This is a genomic window from Azospirillum sp. UFLA03-27 (assembly GCF_059803775.1).
The window spans coordinates 1-17,930 of the sequence record NZ_JAUQTX010000048.1 but is presented as its reverse complement, the minus strand read 5'-3'; the positions used below and the strand labels follow the sequence as shown (position 1 = coordinate 17,930).

Genomic DNA, 17,930 nt, shown 5'->3' with positions numbered 1-17,930 from the left:
TATCAGTTTCCACCACTTTATGAAGACGTACGGAGTGTGTCAAATAAATAAATTGCCGTCCATATAGTGAGACATTGCAGGCGCAAGACAGCCTTGCCCCACCGTCTGGGCGGCCGTCTTGATCGGGGCGGCATCCCTGCCCATCTGTTCCCTTGAGGCGACCGGGGCCGCGCATGGTGCGGGCCACACAGGCCGTCTTCCCGCGCCTTCGCAAAGGGCGGGAACCATAACGAACGGAGTGCCTGATGGACTTCGGTCTGTTCACCGACCGTGCGCGCGGCGTCATCCAGGCTGCGCAACTGGCGGCTCTCGCCGGACGCCACCAACAGCTCGTCCCCGAACATCTCGTGAAGGCCCTGGTCGAGGACGCCGACGGCGTGCCCGCCAAGCTGATCCGCGATGCCGGCGGCGACCCCGAGCTTTTGAAGACCGCCGCCGAGGAAACCCTCAACCGCCAGACCCGCGTCGAAGGCGAAGGGCCGCACCCGATCTTCATGTCCCCGGCGCTCGCCGGCGTGCTCCAGAACGCCGTCGAAACGGCGCGGGGTGCCGGCGACAAGTTCGTCTCCCCCGAACGGCTTCTCGAATCGCTGGCCGCCCAGGGCGGCAGCACCCGCGCGCTGTTCCACCGCGCCGGTGTCGATCCCGCGGTGCTGGTCGAGGGCGTCGAGTCGCTGAGCAGGAACCGCCCCGCCGACCGGCAGGAGGATGCCCAGATGGGCGAGGCGCTCGCCAAGTACGCCCGCGATCTGACGGAAGAGGCGCGCCAGGGCCGTCTCGACCCGGTGATCGGCCGCGACGACGAGATCCGGCGGACCATCCAGGTCCTGGCCCGGCGCACCAAGAACAACCCCGTCCTGATCGGCGAGCCCGGCGTGGGCAAGACCGCCGTGGTGGAAGGGCTGGCCCAGCGGCTGGCCTCCGGCGACGTGCCGGAGGGGTTGAAGGACCGGCGTGTGCTCGCGCTCGACCTCACCGCCCTGCTGGCCGGCGCCAAATTCCGCGGCGACTTCGAGGAGCGGCTGAAGGCCGTCCTCTCCGAGGTGCAGCAGGCGGCGGGCCGCATCATCCTGTTCATCGACGAATTGCACTCGCTGATCGGCGCCGGCCGCACGGACGGCGCGATGGACGCCGCCAACATGCTGAAGCCCGCGCTGGCGCGCGGCGAGCTGCGCTGCGTCGGTGCCACCACGCCGGACGAGTACCGCAAATACATCGAGAAGGACGCGGCGCTCGCCCGCCGCTTCCAGCCGGTGAACGTCGACGAGCCGTCCGACGAGGACGCCGTGTCGATCCTGCGCGGCATCAAGGGCAAGTACGAGGTGCACCACGGCGTGCGCATCGCCGACGCGGCGGTGGTCGCGGCGGTGCAGCTCTCGGCCCGCTACATCGCCGACCGTCGCCTGCCCGACAAGGCCATCGACCTCGTCGACGAGGCGGCCAGCCGCCTGCGCATGGCCATCGACAGCAAGCCGGAGGCGCTGGACGCCGTCGGACGCCGCGTCGCCCAGTTGAAGATCGAGCGCGAGGCCCTGAAGTCGGAGCCGGACGCCGCGTCGCAGGAGCGGCTGCACAAGCTGGAGTCCGAACTCGCAGTGGACGAGGCGAAGCTGACCGCCATGGAGGAGGAGTGGCGCGTCGGCCAGTCCCGGCGCACCGAGGGGCGCCGCCTGAAGGAGGAGCTGGACCAGGCCCGCACCAAGCTGGAGCACGCGCAGCGCGACGGCGACTGGGCAAAGGCCGGCGAGCTGGCCTACGGCGTCGTTCCCGATCTGGAGAAGCGTCTGGCCGAGGCCGAATCCCGCGCCAACGCGGAGCGGGAGGAGGTGACGGCGAAGGACATCGCCGCCGTGGTCACCCGCTGGACCGGCATTCCGGTGGACCGCATGCTGGACAGCGAGCGGCAGCGGCTGAAGGGCATGGAGGACCGGCTGGCCGAGCGCGTCGTCGGTCAGGCCGAGGCGGTGCGCGCTGTGTCCAAGGCGGTGCGGCGGGCGCGGGCCGGTCTGAAGGACCCGAACCGTCCCACCGGCTCCTTCCTGTTCCTCGGCCCGACCGGCGTCGGCAAGACGGAGCTGGCCAAGGCGCTGGCCGCCTTCCTGTTCGACGACGAGACCGCGGTCACCCGCGTCGACATGTCGGAGTATATGGAGAAGCACTCCGTCGCCCGCATGATCGGTTCGCCCCCGGGCTATGTCGGCTATGACGACGGCGGCACGCTGGCCGAGAAGATCCGGCGCCGGCCCTATCAGGTCGTCCTGCTGGACGAGGTGGAGAAGGCCCACCCGGACGTGCTGAACGTGTTGCTCCAGGCGCTCGACGACGGGCGGTTGACCGACGGGCAGGGCCGCACGGCGGACTTCCGCCACGCGATCCTGATCATGACGTCGAACCTGGGGGCGGACGCCCTGACGGCTCTCGGCGAGGACGACAGCCTGGAGGGCGCTCGGGTCGAGGTGATGGACGCGGTGCGCCGCGCCTTCCGGCCGGAGTTCCTGAACCGGCTGGACGACGTGCTGATCTTCCGCCGGCTGGGGCGCGAGCAGATGGCCCACATCGTGGACATCCAGCTTGCCCGCGTCGCCGACCGTCTGGCGGAGCGCGGCTTGTCGCTGACCGCCGACGACGCGGCCCGCGCCCGGCTCGCCGACCTCGGCTGGGATCCGGCCTTCGGCGCCCGTCCGTTGAAGCGGGCGGTGCAGAATCTGGTGGAGGACCCGATCGCCGAGCGTCTGCTCGACGGTGAGGTGGACGAACGCTCGACCCTGCACCTGTCGGCGCGGGACGGCCGCCTGACCTTGGACGGCGTTCCCGTCGAGGAGGACCGCGCCACCGGCTTCAAGGCTCCGGAACGTCCGCCGCTGGGCTTCGCCCTGACGGGCGGCGGCGGACGCAGCGCCGCGGTCCACTGACCGGCAACGCCGGTCCCCTCCCCGGCCCTCCCCCGCGAACGCAGGGGAGGGTTTTAGGGAGAGGGCCAGCGGTGGCGGAATTCCAACTCCCGCTCCAGGAAGCGGGCGCAGCGCATCAGCCGGTCCTCCTCATAGGGGCGGGCGATCAGTTGCAGGCCGATGGGCAGCCCGTCGGCCGTCCAGCCGCAGGGGATCGACAGGCAGGGGAAACCGATCAGCGACACCGTGTAGGTGATCGCCAGATAGTCGATGATGGTGGACAGGCGGAAACCGTTGATCTCCGTCACCTCGCCCTGGGCGTTGGGGAAAGGCGGCACGCTGGCGCTCAGCGTCATCAGGATGTCGTGGTCGCGGAAGAAGGCGGCGAAGCGGCGGTAGAGCGCGCTGCGCTGGGCCTCCGCCCGCAGATAGTCGGCGGCGCTCAGCCCCTTGCCCCGCGCGATGTTCCAGGCGACCGACGGGCTCAGCCGGTCGCCGTCCTGCTCCAGCGTCCGGCCGTAGGTATGGAAGATGTGCGCGGCGCGCAGCGTGCCGAAGGCGGCGCCAGCCTCCCGGCTATCGGGGGTGGCCTCCACGAACTGTCCGAAGCGGCCCTCCAGCCCACGCATCACCGCCTCGAACCGCTCGGCAAGCCCAAGATCGATCAGGGCAGAGCCGAGGTCCGTGCTCCAGGCCACCCGCAGCGACATCGGGTCGAGGGCGTCGAGGTCCGGCACTGTCCATTCCGGCACGGGCAGCGAGGTCGGGTCGCGCGGGTCCGGGCCGCTGACCGCGGCCAGGGCCAGCGCCACATCGGCCACGTCGCGGGCGAGGAAGCCCTGCGTCGCCAGCCCGTCCCAGGCCAGCGCGCGGCCCGGGCTGGGGATGCGTCCCGGCGTCGGGCGCAGCCCCACCACCCCGCAGAAGCTGGCCGGCGTGCGCACCGAGCCGCCGAAGTCGGTTCCCTGGGCCAGCGGCACCAGTCCGGCGGCCACCGCGGCGGCGCTGCCGCCGCTCGACCCGCCGCTGGTCTTGTCCAGGTCGTAGGGGTTGGCGGTCGGCCCGCACAACTCGTTGCCAGTGATGGCGCCGAAGCCGAACTCCGGCGTGTTGGTCTTGCCCACGATGATGGCGCCCGCCGCCTTCAGCCGGGCGACGCTGAGGTCGTCGGTGTCGGGGATCAGGTCGGCGTAGAGGGTGGAGCCGTAGGTTGTGCGCAACCCCGCCGTCAGCGTCAGGTCCTTGACACCCACCGGCACGCCGTGCAGCGGGCCGAGCGGCGCCCCGGCCTCGACCCGCTGGTCGGCCTCCCCCGCGGCGGCGAGCGCGGCGTCGGGGGCCACGGTGATGAAGGACTTCAGCCCGTCGTCCAGCGCCGCGATGCGCTCCAGGCTCGCCGCCACGAGGTCGCGCGCCCGGAAGCGGCGGTTGCGCACGCCCTCCGCCATCTCGGCGGCGCTGAGGCGGAACAGGTCGGGTGTGCTCACGGGCAGGGTCTCCGGTTGCGGCGGGCCGAGTTTAGAACGGCAGGACCGGTGCGGGCGAGCCCTTGGGCCGCGCCGGGGCGGGCAGGCCGCAGGGCAGGAATTCGCCGCGCCCCGGCTTTGCCAGCAATTCACCGTCGCGGCAGATCACCTCCCCGCGGGACAGCGTGACGACCGGCCAGCCGGTGACCTCGATCCCCTCGTAGGGCGTGTAGTCCACGTTGTGGTGCAGGATTCCGTTGGTGATGGTGACTTTGCGGGACGGGTCCCAGAGGGCGATGTCGGCGTCCGCCCCCACGGCGATGGTGCCCTTGCGCGGGTGCAGGCCGTACATGCGGGCCGGGTTGGCGGCGGTCAGCTCGACGAACTTGGTCAGCTCCATCCGGCCCTTCATCACGCCCTCGGAGAAGAGCAGCGGCAGGCGCGTCTCGACGCCGGGGATGCCGTTGGGGACGCAGCGGAAGGGCGCCTGTTCGCCATGCACCTTCTTGCCGCCCGGCCCGTCGAAGCGGAAGGGCGCGTGGTCGGAGGAGAAGACCTGGAAGGCGCCGCCGGTCAGCCCGTCCCAGATCACTTTCTGGTTCGCGGCGTCGCGCGGCGGCGGCGAGCAGATGCACTTGGCGCCCTCGAACCCCTCACCACCGAGGTCGTCGGCGGTCAGGAACAGGTACTGCGGGCAGGTCTCGGCGTAGATGCGCAGGCCGCGGCCCTGCGCCCAGCGGATCTGCTCCACCGCGTCGGCGCCGGAGACGTGGACGATCAGGATCGGCACGTCCACCAACTCCGCTAAGGAAATCGCGCGGTGGGTAGCCTCGCGCTCCGCCACGCGGGGGCGGGAGACGCCGTGGAAGTAAGGAGCGGTCTGGCCGGCGCGCTCCAGCTTCTCGGTCAGCCAGGCGATGCAGTCGGCGTTCTCCGCGTGCATCATGACCATGGCGCCCTCGGCGCGGGCGATGTCCAGCACCTCCAGGATCTGGCGGTCGTTCAGCTTCAGCGCGTCGTAGGTCATGTAGATCTTGAAGGACGTATAGCCCTCGCGGATCAACGCCGGAAGCTCCTGGCCGAGCACCTGCTCGGTGGGGTCGGTGACGATGAGATGGAAGGCATAGTCGATCAGCGGCTTCCCGGCGGCGCGGCGGTGATAGTCGTCCACCGCAGCGCGCAGCGTCTTGCCCTTCTCCTGGCAGGCGAAGGGCAGCACCGTCGTGGTGCCGCCGAAGGCCGCGGAGCGGGTGCCGGTCAGGAAATCATCGGCCATAACGGATTCGTCGCCGGTCGGCTGGTCGAAATGGACGTGACCGTCCACCCCACCCGGAAGGACGAGCAGCCCGGCGGCGTCGATCTCCTCCCGCCCGGCAGCCAGCCCCTCACCGAGCGCGGCGATCCGTCCGCCGCGCACGCCGACGTCGGCCTTGAACACGTCCGACGCGGTGGCGACCGTGCCGTTGCGGATGACCAGATCGAAGTTCATCGTCGTTTCTCCCATCGTGACGCATTTGCCCCCACCCCGGCCCTCCCCCGCTCTCGGCGGACCGAGGGTCCGCCTGCCGCGTCAGCACAAACCGTTGGTTTGTGCGAGAGCTTCGCAGGGGAGGGAGAACGGTTCCCTCCCCCTGCGTAAGCGGGGGAGAGTTAGGGTGGGGGCAATAACCCTGCCCTCAGCCGTGCAGCTCGCGGAACAGGCTGCCCCAGCCCTCGACGCGGCGGGTGTCCACGCCGGTCATGCGCAGCGCCTTCCACACCACCGTGGACACCGTGTCGTAGACGGGGATGCCCAGCGCCTTCTCCATGCGCTCCGCCACCGGGGCGCCGCGCATGTTGGTGCAGATGATGGCGATGGCCTCCGGCTTGGACTCCGCAACCTCCATGCACATCCGCTCGATGGTTTCCTCGGTCACTTCGGAGAAGGAAAAGTTGCCGCGGTCGTTCAGGTGCCGCTCCGCCACCACCTCGAAGCCGGCGGCGTTGTAGTTGGCGACCATCTTCTCCTGGATCTCGTCCAGATAGGGACTGACGATGGCGAAGCGTTTGCGCCCGGTCGTCTCCAAAATCTCGTTCAGGGCGAGCATGGAGGTGCAGGCGGGAATGCCCGTTTCCGCCTCGATGGAGGCGCAGAGCTTCTCGTCGGCCGCGAAGCCCAGCCAGCCGGCCGAGGTGCCGTTCCAGCCGATCACGTTCAGCCGGGCGTCGGCCAGCAGCCGGGCGGCGTCCAGGAAGGGCGCGTCGGTGAACTGGTCCAGCGCGGCGGCACGAAGGGAAATCTCCTTCACCGTGAAGCGCCCGAAATGGGCGGTCACCTCCGGCAGGCCGCTCAGCATCGCGGAGGTGATGGGCTCCAGCACCGTGTTGGAGGAAGGGGTCAGCATGCCCAGAAGGACGCGGTTGCTCATCGTCTTGGTTCTTTCGGTCAGGCGCGCGCCCACAGCGCGCGGGCGGCCTTGTCGGCCTCGGTGCAGATCTCGTTCAGGTCGGCGCGGACGGGGCGCCCGTCCTCGACCAGGGTTTCACCGTCGACCAGCACCATCTCCACGTCGCGCCCCTGCGCGGTGTGGACGAGCGTGCCGAGCGGGTTCATCAGCGGGCGCAGATGCGGGCGGCGGGTGTCGAAGACGACGAGGTCGGCCTTCTTGCCCAGGGCCAGCGTGCCGATCTCGTCGGCCATTCCGACCGCCCGCGCGCCGCCCAAGGTCGCCATGCGGAAGACGTCGGCGGGCTGCCAAGCGGCGGTAACCCCGCCCTGCTGGATGCGCGCGGTGGCGAGCGCCCAGCGCATCGCCTCGACCATGTCGCCGTGCTGCGTGTCGGTGCACAGCGCCAGATTGACGCCGGCCTCCTTCAGCTTCGGCGTCGGGGCGAGCCGGCCCGAGGCGGCGTTGCATTTCGGCACATGGACCGCGTGCGCCCCGGCGCGGGCGAGCCGGGCGATGTCGGCGTCCTCCACATAGAGGCAGTGGGTGGCGAGCAGCCGGTCGTTCAGCAGCCCGCACTCGTCCAGCAGTTCCGCCGGGGTCAGGCCGGTGGACGCCTTCACCCGCTCCACCTCCACCCGGCTCTGCGCCAGATGGGTGTTCACATGCATGGAGCGCTTCGCGGCCTCGTCGGCGAGGGTGCGCAGGAAGGCGGGGGAGCAGGTGTCCGGCGCATGGGCGGCCATCTGCACGCGGATGCGCCCGTCGTTGGCACCGTTCCAGCGGTCGTGCAGGTCCAGCGTGCGCAGCAGCAGGTCGCTGCCGATGGCCGGGTCGAAGCGCCATTGGCCCTGGGCCACGCGGGCGAAATCCACGTCGTGGACGCGCCAGCTCGCATGGATGCGCAGGCCGAGGTCGGCGATGGCGTCCAGCGTCGCGTCGGCGTGGACGAAATGGTCGCAGATCAGCGTGGAGCCGGACAGCAGGGCCTCCACCGCGCCCAGCCGGGCCAGCGCGCGGGCCTCCTCCGGCGTGGCGTCGGTGCCCTTGGGCACGCCCGGCGTGTAGGAGGGGGCGAAGCCGAGATCGGCCGCCACGCCGCGCACCATCACCAGGACGGCATGCAGATGCGCGTTGACGAAGCCCGGCGTGACCACCCGCCCCGGCAGGCGCCGGACCTCGGCGGCGGCGGGCAGTCCCTCCGCTTCCGGGGCGAGATGGACAATGCGCCCGTCGCGGATGCCGATGGCGGCAGCGTCCACGACGCTGCCGACCGCCTCTCCGGTCAGGGCGGTGACGCCGGTCAGCAGCAGGTCGAGCCGGTCGGTCACGCGACGGCGGCCTGCCGTTGCTGCAGGCCCTCCTCGCGGATCAGGTTGAGGATGTGGCGTTTGTGGTCGTTGAAGCGCGGGCCGGTGGTGTCGCGCGGGCGCGGCAGGTCGAGCGCGATCAGCTCGCGGATGCGGCCCGGACGGCTGGTCATCACGGCGACGCGGGTGCCGAGCACCAGCGCCTCGTCCACGCTGTGGGTAACGAAGACGACGGTGCAGCGCTGCTTCTGCCAGATGGCGACCAGCTCCTCCTGCATGTCCATCTTGGTCTGGGCGTCGAGCGCCGCGAAGGGCTCGTCCATCAGGATAACCTGCGGGTTCAGCAGCAGGGCGCGGGCGATGCCGACGCGCTGGCTCATGCCGCCCGACAGCTCCGCCGGGAAATGGTTCTCGAAGCCGCGCAGGCCGACCATGTCGATGTATTCCTGGGCGGCGTCGCGCCGGTCGGCCTTGCGCCAGCCCTTAAGGCGCAGATGGAAGGCGACGTTCTCCCACACCGGCAGCCAGGGCATCAGGTTGGCCTGCTGGAAGACCATGCCGCGGTCGGCGCCGGGGCCGTCCACCAGCTTGCCGCCCACCGTCACGGTGCCCTCGGTCGGCTTCTCGAAGCCGGCGATCATGTTCAGCAGGGTGGACTTGCCGCAGCCCGACGAGCCGAGCAGGCAGAGGAATTCGTTCTTCTCCACCGACAGGCTGACGTCGTCGATGGCCAGCAGGTCGCGCTTGCGCTTGGCGTCGCGGAAGATCTTGGTGATGTTCTGAAGCTCGATGGAAGCCATCGCTCAGCCCTCCCGGCTCTGGAGCGTGGAGCCGTGCTGCCAGTGCAGCGCGGCGGACATCAGGACTTTGATGAGCGCATCGGTCGCGTAGCCAAGCAGGCCGATGCTGGCCATGGCGGCGAGCACGAGGTCGTAGCGCAGGAAGTAGTAGCTGTCCCACAGCACGTAGCCGAGGCCGCTCTTCACCGCGACCATCTCCGCCGTCACGGTCAGCATCCAGGCGGCGCCGATGCCGATGCGCAGGCCGGCGAAGATGCTGGGGAGGGCCGCCGGGAACACGACGTGGCGCAGAAGCTGCTGTTCCGTGGCGCCCATCATCGAGGCGGCGCGGATCAGGTTGCGGTCGGCGGTCTTCACCCCGTGGATGGTGTTCATCAGGATCGGGAAGAAGGCGCCGAGGAAGACCAGGAAGATGGCCGGCTTGTTGGCGATGCCGAACCAGATGATCGCCAGCGGGATCCACGACACCGGCGGCACCGGGCGGAGCATCTGGATGGTCGGCTCCACCGTCCGCTCGACCCAGCGCCACCAGCCGATGGCGATGCCCAGCAACACGCCGCTGACCACCGCGATGCCGTAGCCGGCGGCGACGCGTGTGGCGCTGGACAGGGCATCGGCGAACCAGCGGCCGGTGTTGCCCTGCGAGGTCTCGTCGAAGCCGAAGATCCAGTCGCCCCAGGTGTGCAGAACCACCGACGGGGCCGGCAGCAGGGCCGCCGGCAGGAATCCGGACCGGGAGAACACCTCCCAGGCGGCAAGGATGAAGAGGGGAACGACGGCGCGCTCCCAGGATTTCGACAATGCCGTCATGGCCCGGTTTTCCCTATCCCGTCGAAAGGCAGTCGTGAATTGGAAGGCGCTCCCAAGGCGGATTGCCATCCTCCTTGGACCGCGACTGCGGTCCCGGTCGCACATGCGACCGGAGCCCGCCGGCGAATGAGGCGATAAAAATCTAAAGCGAACGCAAGTTCGCTTTAGAAGCCCAGCTCGCTCTTCGGCTTCTTGGTAACGGCTTCGAGGAACGTGTAATCCAGGTTCTTCTCCGCGGCGGCGGTGACGTCGTTGGAGATGTACTTCAGCTCGCGCATCATCGTGGCGATGGCCAGCGTGCTGTCCTTGTGGATGGCGTAATCCGGGGAGGCGTTCTTGAGCGCCTCGGTGGCGACGGCCTTGTCCATGCCGGTGTATTTGTTGATGACGTCGACCCACACGGTCTGGTCGGACTTCAGCTTGTCGACCAGGGCGACGACCGAGCCGACGGTGGCCTCGACCGCCTTCGGGTGATCCTTGATGACGTCGGAGCGGGTGACGATCAGGTTGGTCAGGTTGCCGGCAGCCTGATCATAGGGCAGCGCGAAATGCGTGCCGACGCTGGTCTGGCGGATCTGGGAGGCGAAGGGTTCCACCGTGCAGATCACGTCCACCTCGCCGCGCTGGAGGGCGGCGGCGTGGTCGGACGGGTTCGGGATGTTGATGAACTGCACGTCCTTGTTGACGTTGATGCCGTGCTTCTGGAGGGCGCCGCGCATGTGGATGTCCTGCGCGTTGCCGCGCGACGCCGCGACGCGCAGCGGCTCGCCCTTCTCCTTGCGCTCGGCGATCAGCTTTTTCAGCCCGTCCCAATCATCGGCCTTCAGGGCGATGCCCTTGCCGACGACGATCTCCGACCCACCGTTCACCTGACCGGACACGGCCACCACGTCGAAGCCCTTATCGAGCGCCGTGATGTAGTGCAGGTAGGTGACCTGGGCCATGTCGATGCTCTTCGACACCAGCGCGGTCAGCACGTCGTTGCCGGAGTTGAAGTTGATCGCCTCGATCTCCACACCTTTGGCGAGTTCCGGGGTCAGCGCCATCGGCAGGCAATGGGCGCATTTGGCGAAGCCCAGCTTCAGCGTCTCCGCGTCGGCGGCCTGGGCGGTGGCAGCGGCAGAGAGGGCGAGGAAGGCGGCGGTGACGGTCGTCAGGGTGAGGGACCGGAACGTCATGAAAGGAGTGCTCCCGATGCGGTTGCGTCCCTCATCCTTTCGCAAGGCCCATGCCAAATTGTATACAATATTATATTCGCCAATTTATTGGCTGTTTTCAGCCATTTAGAGCATAGTGGCCGAGGCTGGCCACGCGCAAGCGCGCTTGCCTGAATTTTGGGCAAAGCGCATCATTTCGGCATACATGCCCAAGTATGCAGCACTTTCGGGGGTGGTGGGTCAGGATGGATAGGATCAAGACCATGAAGGCGCCGGCCCGGCCGATCCGCCGCGCGACGCTGCACCATTCCGCGGTGGAGGAACTGCGGGCGATGATCCTGGACGGAGAGCTGCCGCCGGGCGTCCGCGTGCCGGAGGTGCAACTGTGCGAGCAGTTGGGAATCTCCCGCACGCCGCTGCGCGAGGCCTTGCGGGTCCTGTCGTCGGAAGGGCTGGTGGAGCTTCGCCCGCACCGCGGCGCCATTGTCGCCCCGGTGGACCCCGGCGAGATCGGGGCGATCTTCGAGGTGATGGACGCGCTGGAACGGCTGGCCGGGACGCTCGCCTGCCGCAACGGCTCCGACGCGGAGTTCGCGAAGCTCGACCGGATGCACGACCAGCTCGTCACCCAGCACGACGCGGGGGAACGTGCGGCCTACTTCCTGACCAACCGCCAGATCCACACCCAGATCGTCGCCATGGCCCGCAACCCGGCGCTGGAGGCGACCTACGCCGGCTTCGCCGCCAAGATCCTGCGCGCCCGCTCGCTCGCCAACTACGACACGGGCCGCTGGCAGGAGTCGGTGGACGAGCATGAGGGGTTCATGAAGGCGTTCCGCCGCCGCGACGCCGAAGAGGCCGGCGCCCTGCTGGCCGATCACAGCCGCCGCACCGCGGTGGCGGTCATCCAGGCTCTGCGCCCTGCGGCGGTTCAGGGGAAAAAGGCGGTGGCCGGAGCCGAGCCGATGGACGCGGGATGATTCGTTCGATTAAGGCTTGAATTATGCTGCGGTGCGGAATATAATAGTTTCACTGACGCCTTTTTGGGCGTTTCCTCCCTAGACTCAGGCCGCCGGAGCAATCCTGGCGGCCTTTTTCTTTGCGCCCAGCACTTATAGTTTTGTGCGTCGCAACAAGAAAATTCTGCAATGTCTGGTGGAAAGCGAACCCCTGAAAGTGAAACACGCTGCTGCCATCAAAGCCCTGCGGGGGTGCGAGGGCTTGAGGCATGCAGCGTGTCGCATTGTGTGCGCGCCTTTGTTTTTGTGCGGCGCGCCCTTGCTTTCACGGACTACCGAGTCCTCCCTAGACTCCGGCCTGACGCTGTTCGCAGCGCTACGAAAGATAGACCATACGTACCCGCACGATGTCAATGGGCACGGCGGCCGGAGGAGTATGTTTTTTCGCCTATGACCTTGCGCCGGACACCGTAAGTTCCAAGCGAATCGGAACATGACCGCCTGCCATCGTAGGGACCGGCCGATCGCCGCGCGTACCATCGCCGTCTTGGTTCACGTCATGCCCGCCGGGCATCGGAACCGACATAGCGGAGGAAACACTATGGCCGACGAACGGAACCCGAGCCAGATGGGCAGCCAGAACGAGCGGAAGCAGGGGCAGCAGACCCAGGACAATCCGAAAAACCGGCAGCAGGGGCAGGACCAGGCGAACCGGCAGCAGCAGCAGGACATGGACCGCGACCAGGACGAGAAGGGCGGGCAGCAGCGCTGACCGCGCATCGCGGGAGGCGGGACATGATGTCCCGCCTCCCGCGATGGGTTTGCGGCGTGCTGGTTTTTTCGGCATACACTGGGGCGGCCGGCCGGCCGCCCCTTTTCATGTGGGCGGTCCGGATTCCGCTGGGAGGAGAGAGGACGGACCATGACCTACTGCGTCGCCCTGTATCTGGAGGACGGCTTGGTGATGCTGTCGGACACGCGCACCAACGCGGGGGTGGACCACATCTCCATCTTCAGCAAGATGCATGTCTTCGAAGAGCCCGGCGACCGCATGATCGCCCTGATGACCGCCGGCAACCTGTCGCTCACCCAGTCGGTGATCGCGCTGATCCAGGAAGGGGTGGAACTGGACGGCGAGATCCGCACCATCGGCAGCGTGAACGGCATGTTCCAGGCCGCCCAGCTCGTCGGCGCCGCCGTCCGTCAGGTGTGGAAGCGGGACGGCCACGCGCTGAAGGAGCAGCGGGTGGATTTCGACCTGTCCATCATCCTGGGCGGCCAGATCCGCGGGGACCGGGTGCGGCTGTTCCATGTCTACGCCGCCGGCAATTTCATCGAGGCGACCGCCGACAACGCCTTCTTCCAGATCGGCGAGCACAAGTACGGCAAACCGATCCTTGACCGGGCGCTGAATCACAACACGCCGATCGAGGAAGGGATGAAGCTGGTGCTGATTTCCATGGACAGCACGCTGCGCTCCAACCTGACGGTCGGACTTCCGCTCGACCTGATCGCCTACCGCCGCGATTCCCTGAAGCTGGAGACGAAGCGGCGGATCGGCGAGGATGATCCCTGCTTTAAGGAGATCAGCGACGGCTGGTCCCAGGCGCTCCGCGAGGCGTTCCGCTCCCTGCCGCCGCCGCGCTGGGCCGACTGACGGAAGCGGCCCAAAGCGGCGATTAATTTTTAGGCATATTCAACGGGCAATCTGCCCAGCTTCGCGCCGCGCCCGAACGATGACCATGGGGTGAACACCAGAGTATGCGAGGGTTCGGGGCCGGAGCGCCCTTGAACCCATGGGAGTGGCACGCGGGTTGCCTTCCCTCTGTCCTGCGACGCGCCACCGGGGGTTTCCACCGGTGCGCCCTACCAGGACACGCCCCATGGCCGCACTCCAATCCGCCCGTTCGCACCACCACCCGTCTCCGCCGCCCGCCGCGGAGGACCCCGCCACGCCGGCGGGCGTCGCGGTGACACTGGACGGCATTACCCACCGCTTCGGCGCCTCCACCGCCGTGGACAACGTGACGCTGGAGATCAAGGCGGGCGAGCTGGTGGCCCTGCTGGGGCCGTCCGGCTGCGGCAAGACCACGCTGCTGCGCATCCTCGCCGGTTTCCAGGCGCAGACGTTGGGCCGCGTTGTCATCGGCGACCGGGTGGTCGACAGCCTGCCGCCCGCCGGGCGTGGCGTCGGCATCGTGTTCCAGAACTACGCGCTGTTCCCGCACATGACCGTGGCGCAGAACGTCGCCTACGGGCTGGAGGCGCGGGGTGCCGCCCGCGACGCCGTACGGGCGCGGGTGGAGGCGATGCTGGGTCTGGTGAAGCTGGACGCCATGCGCGACCGCTTCCCCAAGCAGTTGTCCGGCGGACAGCAACAGCGCGTGGCGCTGGCCCGCGCCCTGGCGATCCAGCCGAGCATCCTGCTGCTCGACGAGCCCTTCGCGGCGCTCGACAAGAATCTGCGGCTGGACATGCAGATCGAGATCAAGCAGCTCCAGCGCCGTTTCGGCATCACCACCATCATGGTCACCCACGACCAGGAGGAGGCGCTGAGCATGGCCGACCGCATCGCCGTGCTGAGCCGGGGCAAGCTGGAGCAGTTCGGCACGCCGGAAGACGTCTACGACCGCCCCGGAACCCTGTTCGTCAACGGCTTCGTCGGCAGCGCCAACCAGTTGCGGGGCCGTGTCGTCCGCGCCTCCGGCAGCGTCGCCGAGGTGGCGCTGGAGGCCGGCACCGTTCTGACCGCCGTCACCCCCGACGCCGCGCTGGCCGCCGGCGACCCGGCCATCCTCTGCGTGCGACCGGAGAATCTGCGGCTCGCCGCCGAGGCGGCGCCCCAGCAGATCGCCGGCACCGTTGACCTCGCCCTGCCGCTCGGCCCCGTGGTCGTCTACGAGGTGCGCACCGCCGACGGCGGGCAGGTGAAGGTGACCGAACCGCGCGTGGCCGGCGCCGCTCTGCGCGCGCCCGGCACGCCGGTCCGGCTGCAACCCGTCTCCCACCAGACCTGCCGCGCCTTCGCGGTTCCCGCGGGCGCCTGAGTCCGCCCCTCCCCCTTCTCTCCTCCTCCCCCTGGAGTGCCTGCCGATGACCCTCGACCGCCGCCAGATCCTCGCCGCCGGCCTCACGCTCGGCGCCATGTCCCTGTTCCCCGGCATGAGCTGGGCGCAGGCGCGCAAGCTGGTGTTCGCCACCTTCACCGGAAGCTGGGAGGAAGCCCACCGCGACGTCATCGTCCCGCATTTCCGCAAGGCCACGGGCAACGCCGACATCGCGCTGGACCCGATGCTGTCGGTGGACATGATCGCCAAGGTGTCCGCCGCCAAGGCCAACCCGCCGATCGACGTGATGCTGATGGACCCAGGCCCGCGCCTGTCGGTGATCGGCCAGGACCTGGCCGCCCCCTTCCCCGTCGCGGACAGCAAGAACTACCAGGATCTGCTGCCGGTGGCCCAGTTGCCCGAAGGGCCGGGCATCTTCTTCCAGGCGGTCGGCATCACCTACAACCCGGAGAAGGTCAAGACCCCGCCGACGAGCTGGGACGACCTGTGGAAGCCCGAATACAAGGGCCGCGTCGGCATCACCAACATGAACTCGACGCTCGGCACCGCCTTCATGGTCGAGCTGGCGAAGACCCGCGGCGGCAGCGAGAACGACATCGAGCCGGCCTTCGCCGCTCTGAAGGAGCTTCAGCCGAACCTCGGCGCCGTGGCCCCCAACCCCGGCGCGCTCGCCACCCTGTTCCAGCAGGGCCAGATCGACATCTCCCCGGGCAACTTCAACGCCATCCAGATCCTGCGCGCCCGCGGCGTGCCGGTGGAGTTCGCCAAGCCGAAGACCGGCACCATCGCCTTCCTGACCACCGCCCACATCACCAAGAACTCGCCCAACGCCAAGCTGGCGGCGGCGCTGATCGAATCCGCAATGGCTCCGGAGGTCCAGACCAAGCTGATGCAGGCGCCCTTCTACGTCATCCCGACGAATTCAAAGGTGCAGATGGACGGCGACATCGCCCGCATGATCGCCAAGGACCAGGAGGAGCTGAAGGCGTCCTTCGTGTTCCACGACTGGTCGGTGATCAACCAGAACCGCGCCGGCTGGATCGAGCGCTTCAACAAGGAGATCAAGGTGTAAGTGCGGGAGACGGCCCCCCCTTACCCTAATGGCCAATCTTAGCCCTCTCCCCTCTGGGGAGAGGGTGGCCCGCAGGGCCGGTGAGGGGGTCGCGCCTTTGCCGGACGCACCGCCATGCGCAACCCCCTCACCCTAACCCTCTCCCCGGAGGGGAGAGGGGACCAAGAATGCGATTGCCACAGGACTCCCCCCCATGACCGCCATCACCGCCCCCGACCTCGCCGGACCCGCGACCGCCGCACGGCCCCGCATCGGGCGGGAATGGACGCTGGCGCTGCCGCTGGCCGCCTTCTTCGCGGTGTTCTTCGTGACGCCGCTGCTCCTGCTGGTCGCCGTCAGCCTCTACGCCGACGCGGAGATGACGCGGTTCGGGCTGGACCAGTACATCCGCTTCTTCGGCGACACCTTCAATCTGGCCGTGCTCGGCAGCACGCTGCTGCTGGGGGTGAAGGTCACAGCGCTGACGCTGCTGTTCGGCTATCCGCTGGCCTGGCTCTACACCCGCAGCGGGCCGCGGATGCAGTCGGCGCTGATCCTCGTCATCATCCTGCCGCTGCTGACCTCGGTCGTGGTCCGCACCTTTGCGTGGATCGTCATCCTGGGGCGGGACGGCATCGTCAACAATCTGCTGCTGTCGCTGGGTCTGGCGGAAACGCCGCTGCGCCTGCTCTACACCGAAGGCGGTTTGGTCGCCGCCCTGGTGCAGGTGCAGATGCCGCTGATGGTGCTGCCGCTCATCACCACCCTGTCGCGGCTCGACCCCAACCTGCTCGACGCCTCGGCGGCGTTGGGCGCCGGGCCGTGGCGGGGCTTCCTCAAGGTGACGCTGCCGCTGAGCCTGCCGGGGATCGTCGCGGGGTGCCTGCTGACCTACGCCGCCGCCGTCACCGCCTTCATCACCCAGTCGCTGGTCGGCGGCGGGCAGATGCTGTTCATGCCGCAATACATCTATCAACAGACCATCACGCTCCACAACTGGCCCTTCGCCGCCGCCATCTCCATCGTCTTCATGGTGTCGGTGCTGGGTGTCGTGATGCTGTTCAACCTGCTGGGCCGCGCCAGCAAGGGGTACGTCCATGCCTGACATGCAGCGCCCGACCCTGGGAAGCGCCTCCTTCGGCCTCGTCATGGGCACGCTCGCCGGCGCGGCGCTGCTGCTGCTGGCGGCGCCGACGCTGGTGGTGCTCGTCACCTCCTTCACCGACGGCTATTCGCTGAAGTTCCCGCCGCCGTCCTACAGCCTGCGCTGGTACGCCTCGCTGATCGACGCGTGGCAGCTCCAGGACGCCGCGCTGGTCAGCCTGAAGCTGGGCGCCGTGGTGACCGCCGTGTCGGTGGTGCTGGGCACCACCGCCGCGCTCGCCATCGGGCGCAGCCGCCGCGCCTGGGCGCGCGGGCTGGACGCGCTGTTCATGTCGCCGCTGGTCCTGCCGGCGCTGGCCTTCGGCCTCGCCTCGCTGGTGTTCTTCAGCACGGCGGGGGTGGAACTGTCCTTCCTGACGCTGGCCATCGGCCACATCGTGGTCAGCGTGCCCTACGTCCTGCGCACCACGCTGGCGAGCCTCGCCCAGCTCGACCCCGCGCTCCTGGAAAGCTCCGAGAGCCTCGGGGCCGGGCGTCTCTACACCTTCCGCCGGGTGACGCTGCCGACCATCCGCAACGGCATCGGCGCCGGGGCCTTCATCGCCTTCATGTCGAGCTTCGACAACATTCCGGTGTCGCTGTTCATGGCCGACGCCCGCAACGAGGTGCTGCCCATCCGCATGTGGCAGATCCTGGAGAACAGCCTGGACGTCCGCGCCGCGGCGGTGTCCGGCGTGCTGATCGCCGTCACCGTCCTGGCGATGGTGGTGATGGAGCGGGTCGCCGGCCTGTCGCGCCAGCTCCGCTAACTTATGCCCCGCGGAACAGGGAATAGCCCCAGGGGGTGAACTTCAGCGGCAGATGGTAGTGCTGCGCCACGTCGGTGAC

The 17,930-nt window shown here is 68.7% G+C and carries 16 protein-coding genes; 8 read left to right on the top strand and 8 right to left on the bottom strand.

Annotated features, from left to right (window positions below; genetic code table 11):
- The first annotated feature begins 245 nt into the window (after window positions 1–245).
- On the top strand, window positions 246–2,912 hold the full coding sequence (gene clpB / locus Q4I23_RS10095; RefSeq protein WP_498526142.1) for an ATP-dependent chaperone ClpB: 2,667 nt from the start codon (window positions 246–248) through the stop codon (window positions 2,910–2,912).
- A 53-nt stretch (window positions 2,913–2,965) separates the two neighbouring features.
- Here clpB and Q4I23_RS10090 read toward each other — a convergent pair whose 3' ends face one another.
- The 7 genes from Q4I23_RS10090 to Q4I23_RS10060 form a co-directional block, all read right to left on the bottom strand.
- Window positions 2,966–4,378: an amidase gene (locus tag Q4I23_RS10090; RefSeq protein WP_498526141.1), complete on the bottom strand. Its 1,413-nt coding sequence runs from the start codon at window positions 4,376–4,378 to the stop codon at window positions 2,966–2,968.
- Window positions 4,379–4,409: 31 nt separating this feature from the next.
- The gene (gene hydA / locus Q4I23_RS10085) at window positions 4,410–5,846 is read right to left on the bottom strand and encodes a dihydropyrimidinase (RefSeq protein ID WP_498526140.1); all 1,437 of its coding nucleotides are present in this window, start codon (window positions 5,844–5,846) and stop codon (window positions 4,410–4,412) included.
- 187 nt (window positions 5,847–6,033) lie between these two features.
- Window positions 6,034–6,765 (bottom strand): maleate cis-trans isomerase family protein, encoded by a 732-nt coding sequence (locus Q4I23_RS10080; protein WP_454016585.1) that lies wholly within the window; start codon window positions 6,763–6,765, stop codon window positions 6,034–6,036.
- A gap of 17 nt (window positions 6,766–6,782) precedes the next feature.
- On the bottom strand, window positions 6,783–8,114 hold the full coding sequence (locus tag Q4I23_RS10075; protein ID WP_498526139.1) for an amidohydrolase family protein: 1,332 nt from the start codon (window positions 8,112–8,114) through the stop codon (window positions 6,783–6,785).
- On the bottom strand, window positions 8,111–8,893 hold the full coding sequence (locus Q4I23_RS10070; RefSeq protein WP_454016587.1) for an ABC transporter ATP-binding protein: 783 nt from the start codon (window positions 8,891–8,893) through the stop codon (window positions 8,111–8,113). Before Q4I23_RS10070 ends, Q4I23_RS10075 begins: the two co-directional genes overlap by 4 nt.
- 3 nt (window positions 8,894–8,896) lie before the next feature.
- Complete coding sequence (locus Q4I23_RS10065; protein WP_040136228.1) at window positions 8,897–9,703, bottom strand: ABC transporter permease; 807 nt, start codon at window positions 9,701–9,703, stop codon at window positions 8,897–8,899.
- A 164-nt stretch (window positions 9,704–9,867) separates the two neighbouring features.
- Complete coding sequence (locus Q4I23_RS10060; protein ID WP_498526138.1) at window positions 9,868–10,881, bottom strand: ABC transporter substrate-binding protein; 1,014 nt, start codon at window positions 10,879–10,881, stop codon at window positions 9,868–9,870.
- A 242-nt stretch (window positions 10,882–11,123) separates the two neighbouring features.
- Here Q4I23_RS10060 and Q4I23_RS10055 point away from each other — a divergent pair, with 242 nt between their 5' ends.
- The 7 genes from Q4I23_RS10055 to Q4I23_RS10025 all read left to right on the top strand — a co-directional run bounded on the left by Q4I23_RS10055 (window position 11,124) and on the right by Q4I23_RS10025 (window position 17,851).
- Window positions 11,124–11,840 carry a GntR family transcriptional regulator gene (locus tag Q4I23_RS10055; protein WP_454016589.1) on the top strand — a complete coding sequence of 239 codons (717 nt, stop codon included), beginning with the start codon at window positions 11,124–11,126 and terminating at the stop codon, window positions 11,838–11,840.
- 580 nt (window positions 11,841–12,420) lie between these two features.
- Entirely contained in the window at window positions 12,421–12,591 is a 171-nt protein-coding gene (locus tag Q4I23_RS10050; RefSeq protein ID WP_454016590.1) for a hypothetical protein, read from the top strand.
- 150 nt (window positions 12,592–12,741) lie between these two features.
- Complete coding sequence (locus Q4I23_RS10045) at window positions 12,742–13,476, top strand: proteasome-type protease (protein WP_035679665.1); 735 nt, start codon at window positions 12,742–12,744, stop codon at window positions 13,474–13,476.
- A 226-nt stretch (window positions 13,477–13,702) separates the two neighbouring features.
- On the top strand, window positions 13,703–14,866 hold the full coding sequence (locus Q4I23_RS10040; RefSeq protein WP_498526137.1) for an ABC transporter ATP-binding protein: 1,164 nt from the start codon (window positions 13,703–13,705) through the stop codon (window positions 14,864–14,866).
- Window positions 14,867–14,912: 46 nt separating this feature from the next.
- Window positions 14,913–15,959, top strand: a complete 1,047-nt coding sequence (locus tag Q4I23_RS10035) for an ABC transporter substrate-binding protein (RefSeq protein ID WP_014241817.1) — start codon at window positions 14,913–14,915, stop codon at window positions 15,957–15,959.
- A 193-nt stretch (window positions 15,960–16,152) separates the two neighbouring features.
- Complete coding sequence (locus tag Q4I23_RS10030) at window positions 16,153–17,043, top strand: ABC transporter permease (RefSeq protein WP_498526136.1); 891 nt, start codon at window positions 16,153–16,155, stop codon at window positions 17,041–17,043.
- Complete coding sequence (locus Q4I23_RS10025) at window positions 17,036–17,851, top strand: ABC transporter permease (protein WP_498526135.1); 816 nt, start codon at window positions 17,036–17,038, stop codon at window positions 17,849–17,851. Before Q4I23_RS10030 ends, Q4I23_RS10025 begins: the two co-directional genes overlap by 8 nt.
- Before the next feature lies 1 nt (window position 17,852).
- Here Q4I23_RS10025 and Q4I23_RS10020 read toward each other — a convergent pair whose 3' ends face one another.
- Window positions 17,853–17,921, bottom strand: a complete 69-nt coding sequence (locus Q4I23_RS10020; protein ID WP_498526155.1) for a hydroxyisourate hydrolase — start codon at window positions 17,919–17,921, stop codon at window positions 17,853–17,855.
- Window positions 17,922–17,930 lie beyond the last annotated feature (9 nt).

What these genes read in the sequence shown, in the direction of transcription:
- clpB (WP_498526142.1), top strand. Translation starts at nt 246, where the DNA reads ATGGACTTCGGTCTGTTCACCGACCGTGCGCGCGGCGTCATCCAGGCT.
- hydA (WP_498526140.1), bottom strand. Translation starts at nt 5,846, where the DNA reads ATGAACTTCGATCTGGTCATCCGCAACGGCACGGTCGCCACCGCGTCG.
- Q4I23_RS10080 (WP_454016585.1), bottom strand. Translation starts at nt 6,765, where the DNA reads ATGAGCAACCGCGTCCTTCTGGGCATGCTGACCCCTTCCTCCAACACG.
- Q4I23_RS10070 (WP_454016587.1), bottom strand. Translation starts at nt 8,893, where the DNA reads ATGGCTTCCATCGAGCTTCAGAACATCACCAAGATCTTCCGCGACGCC.
- Q4I23_RS10065 (WP_040136228.1), bottom strand. Translation starts at nt 9,703, where the DNA reads ATGACGGCATTGTCGAAATCCTGGGAGCGCGCCGTCGTTCCCCTCTTC.
- Q4I23_RS10060 (WP_498526138.1), bottom strand. Translation starts at nt 10,881, where the DNA reads ATGACGTTCCGGTCCCTCACCCTGACGACCGTCACCGCCGCCTTCCTC.
- Q4I23_RS10055 (WP_454016589.1), top strand. Translation starts at nt 11,124, where the DNA reads ATGAAGGCGCCGGCCCGGCCGATCCGCCGCGCGACGCTGCACCATTCC.
- Q4I23_RS10050 (WP_454016590.1), top strand. Translation starts at nt 12,421, where the DNA reads ATGGCCGACGAACGGAACCCGAGCCAGATGGGCAGCCAGAACGAGCGG.
- Q4I23_RS10045 (WP_035679665.1), top strand. Translation starts at nt 12,742, where the DNA reads ATGACCTACTGCGTCGCCCTGTATCTGGAGGACGGCTTGGTGATGCTG.
- Q4I23_RS10040 (WP_498526137.1), top strand. Translation starts at nt 13,703, where the DNA reads ATGGCCGCACTCCAATCCGCCCGTTCGCACCACCACCCGTCTCCGCCG.
- Q4I23_RS10035 (WP_014241817.1), top strand. Translation starts at nt 14,913, where the DNA reads ATGACCCTCGACCGCCGCCAGATCCTCGCCGCCGGCCTCACGCTCGGC.
- Q4I23_RS10030 (WP_498526136.1), top strand. Translation starts at nt 16,153, where the DNA reads ATGACCGCCATCACCGCCCCCGACCTCGCCGGACCCGCGACCGCCGCA.
- Q4I23_RS10025 (WP_498526135.1), top strand. Translation starts at nt 17,036, where the DNA reads ATGCCTGACATGCAGCGCCCGACCCTGGGAAGCGCCTCCTTCGGCCTC.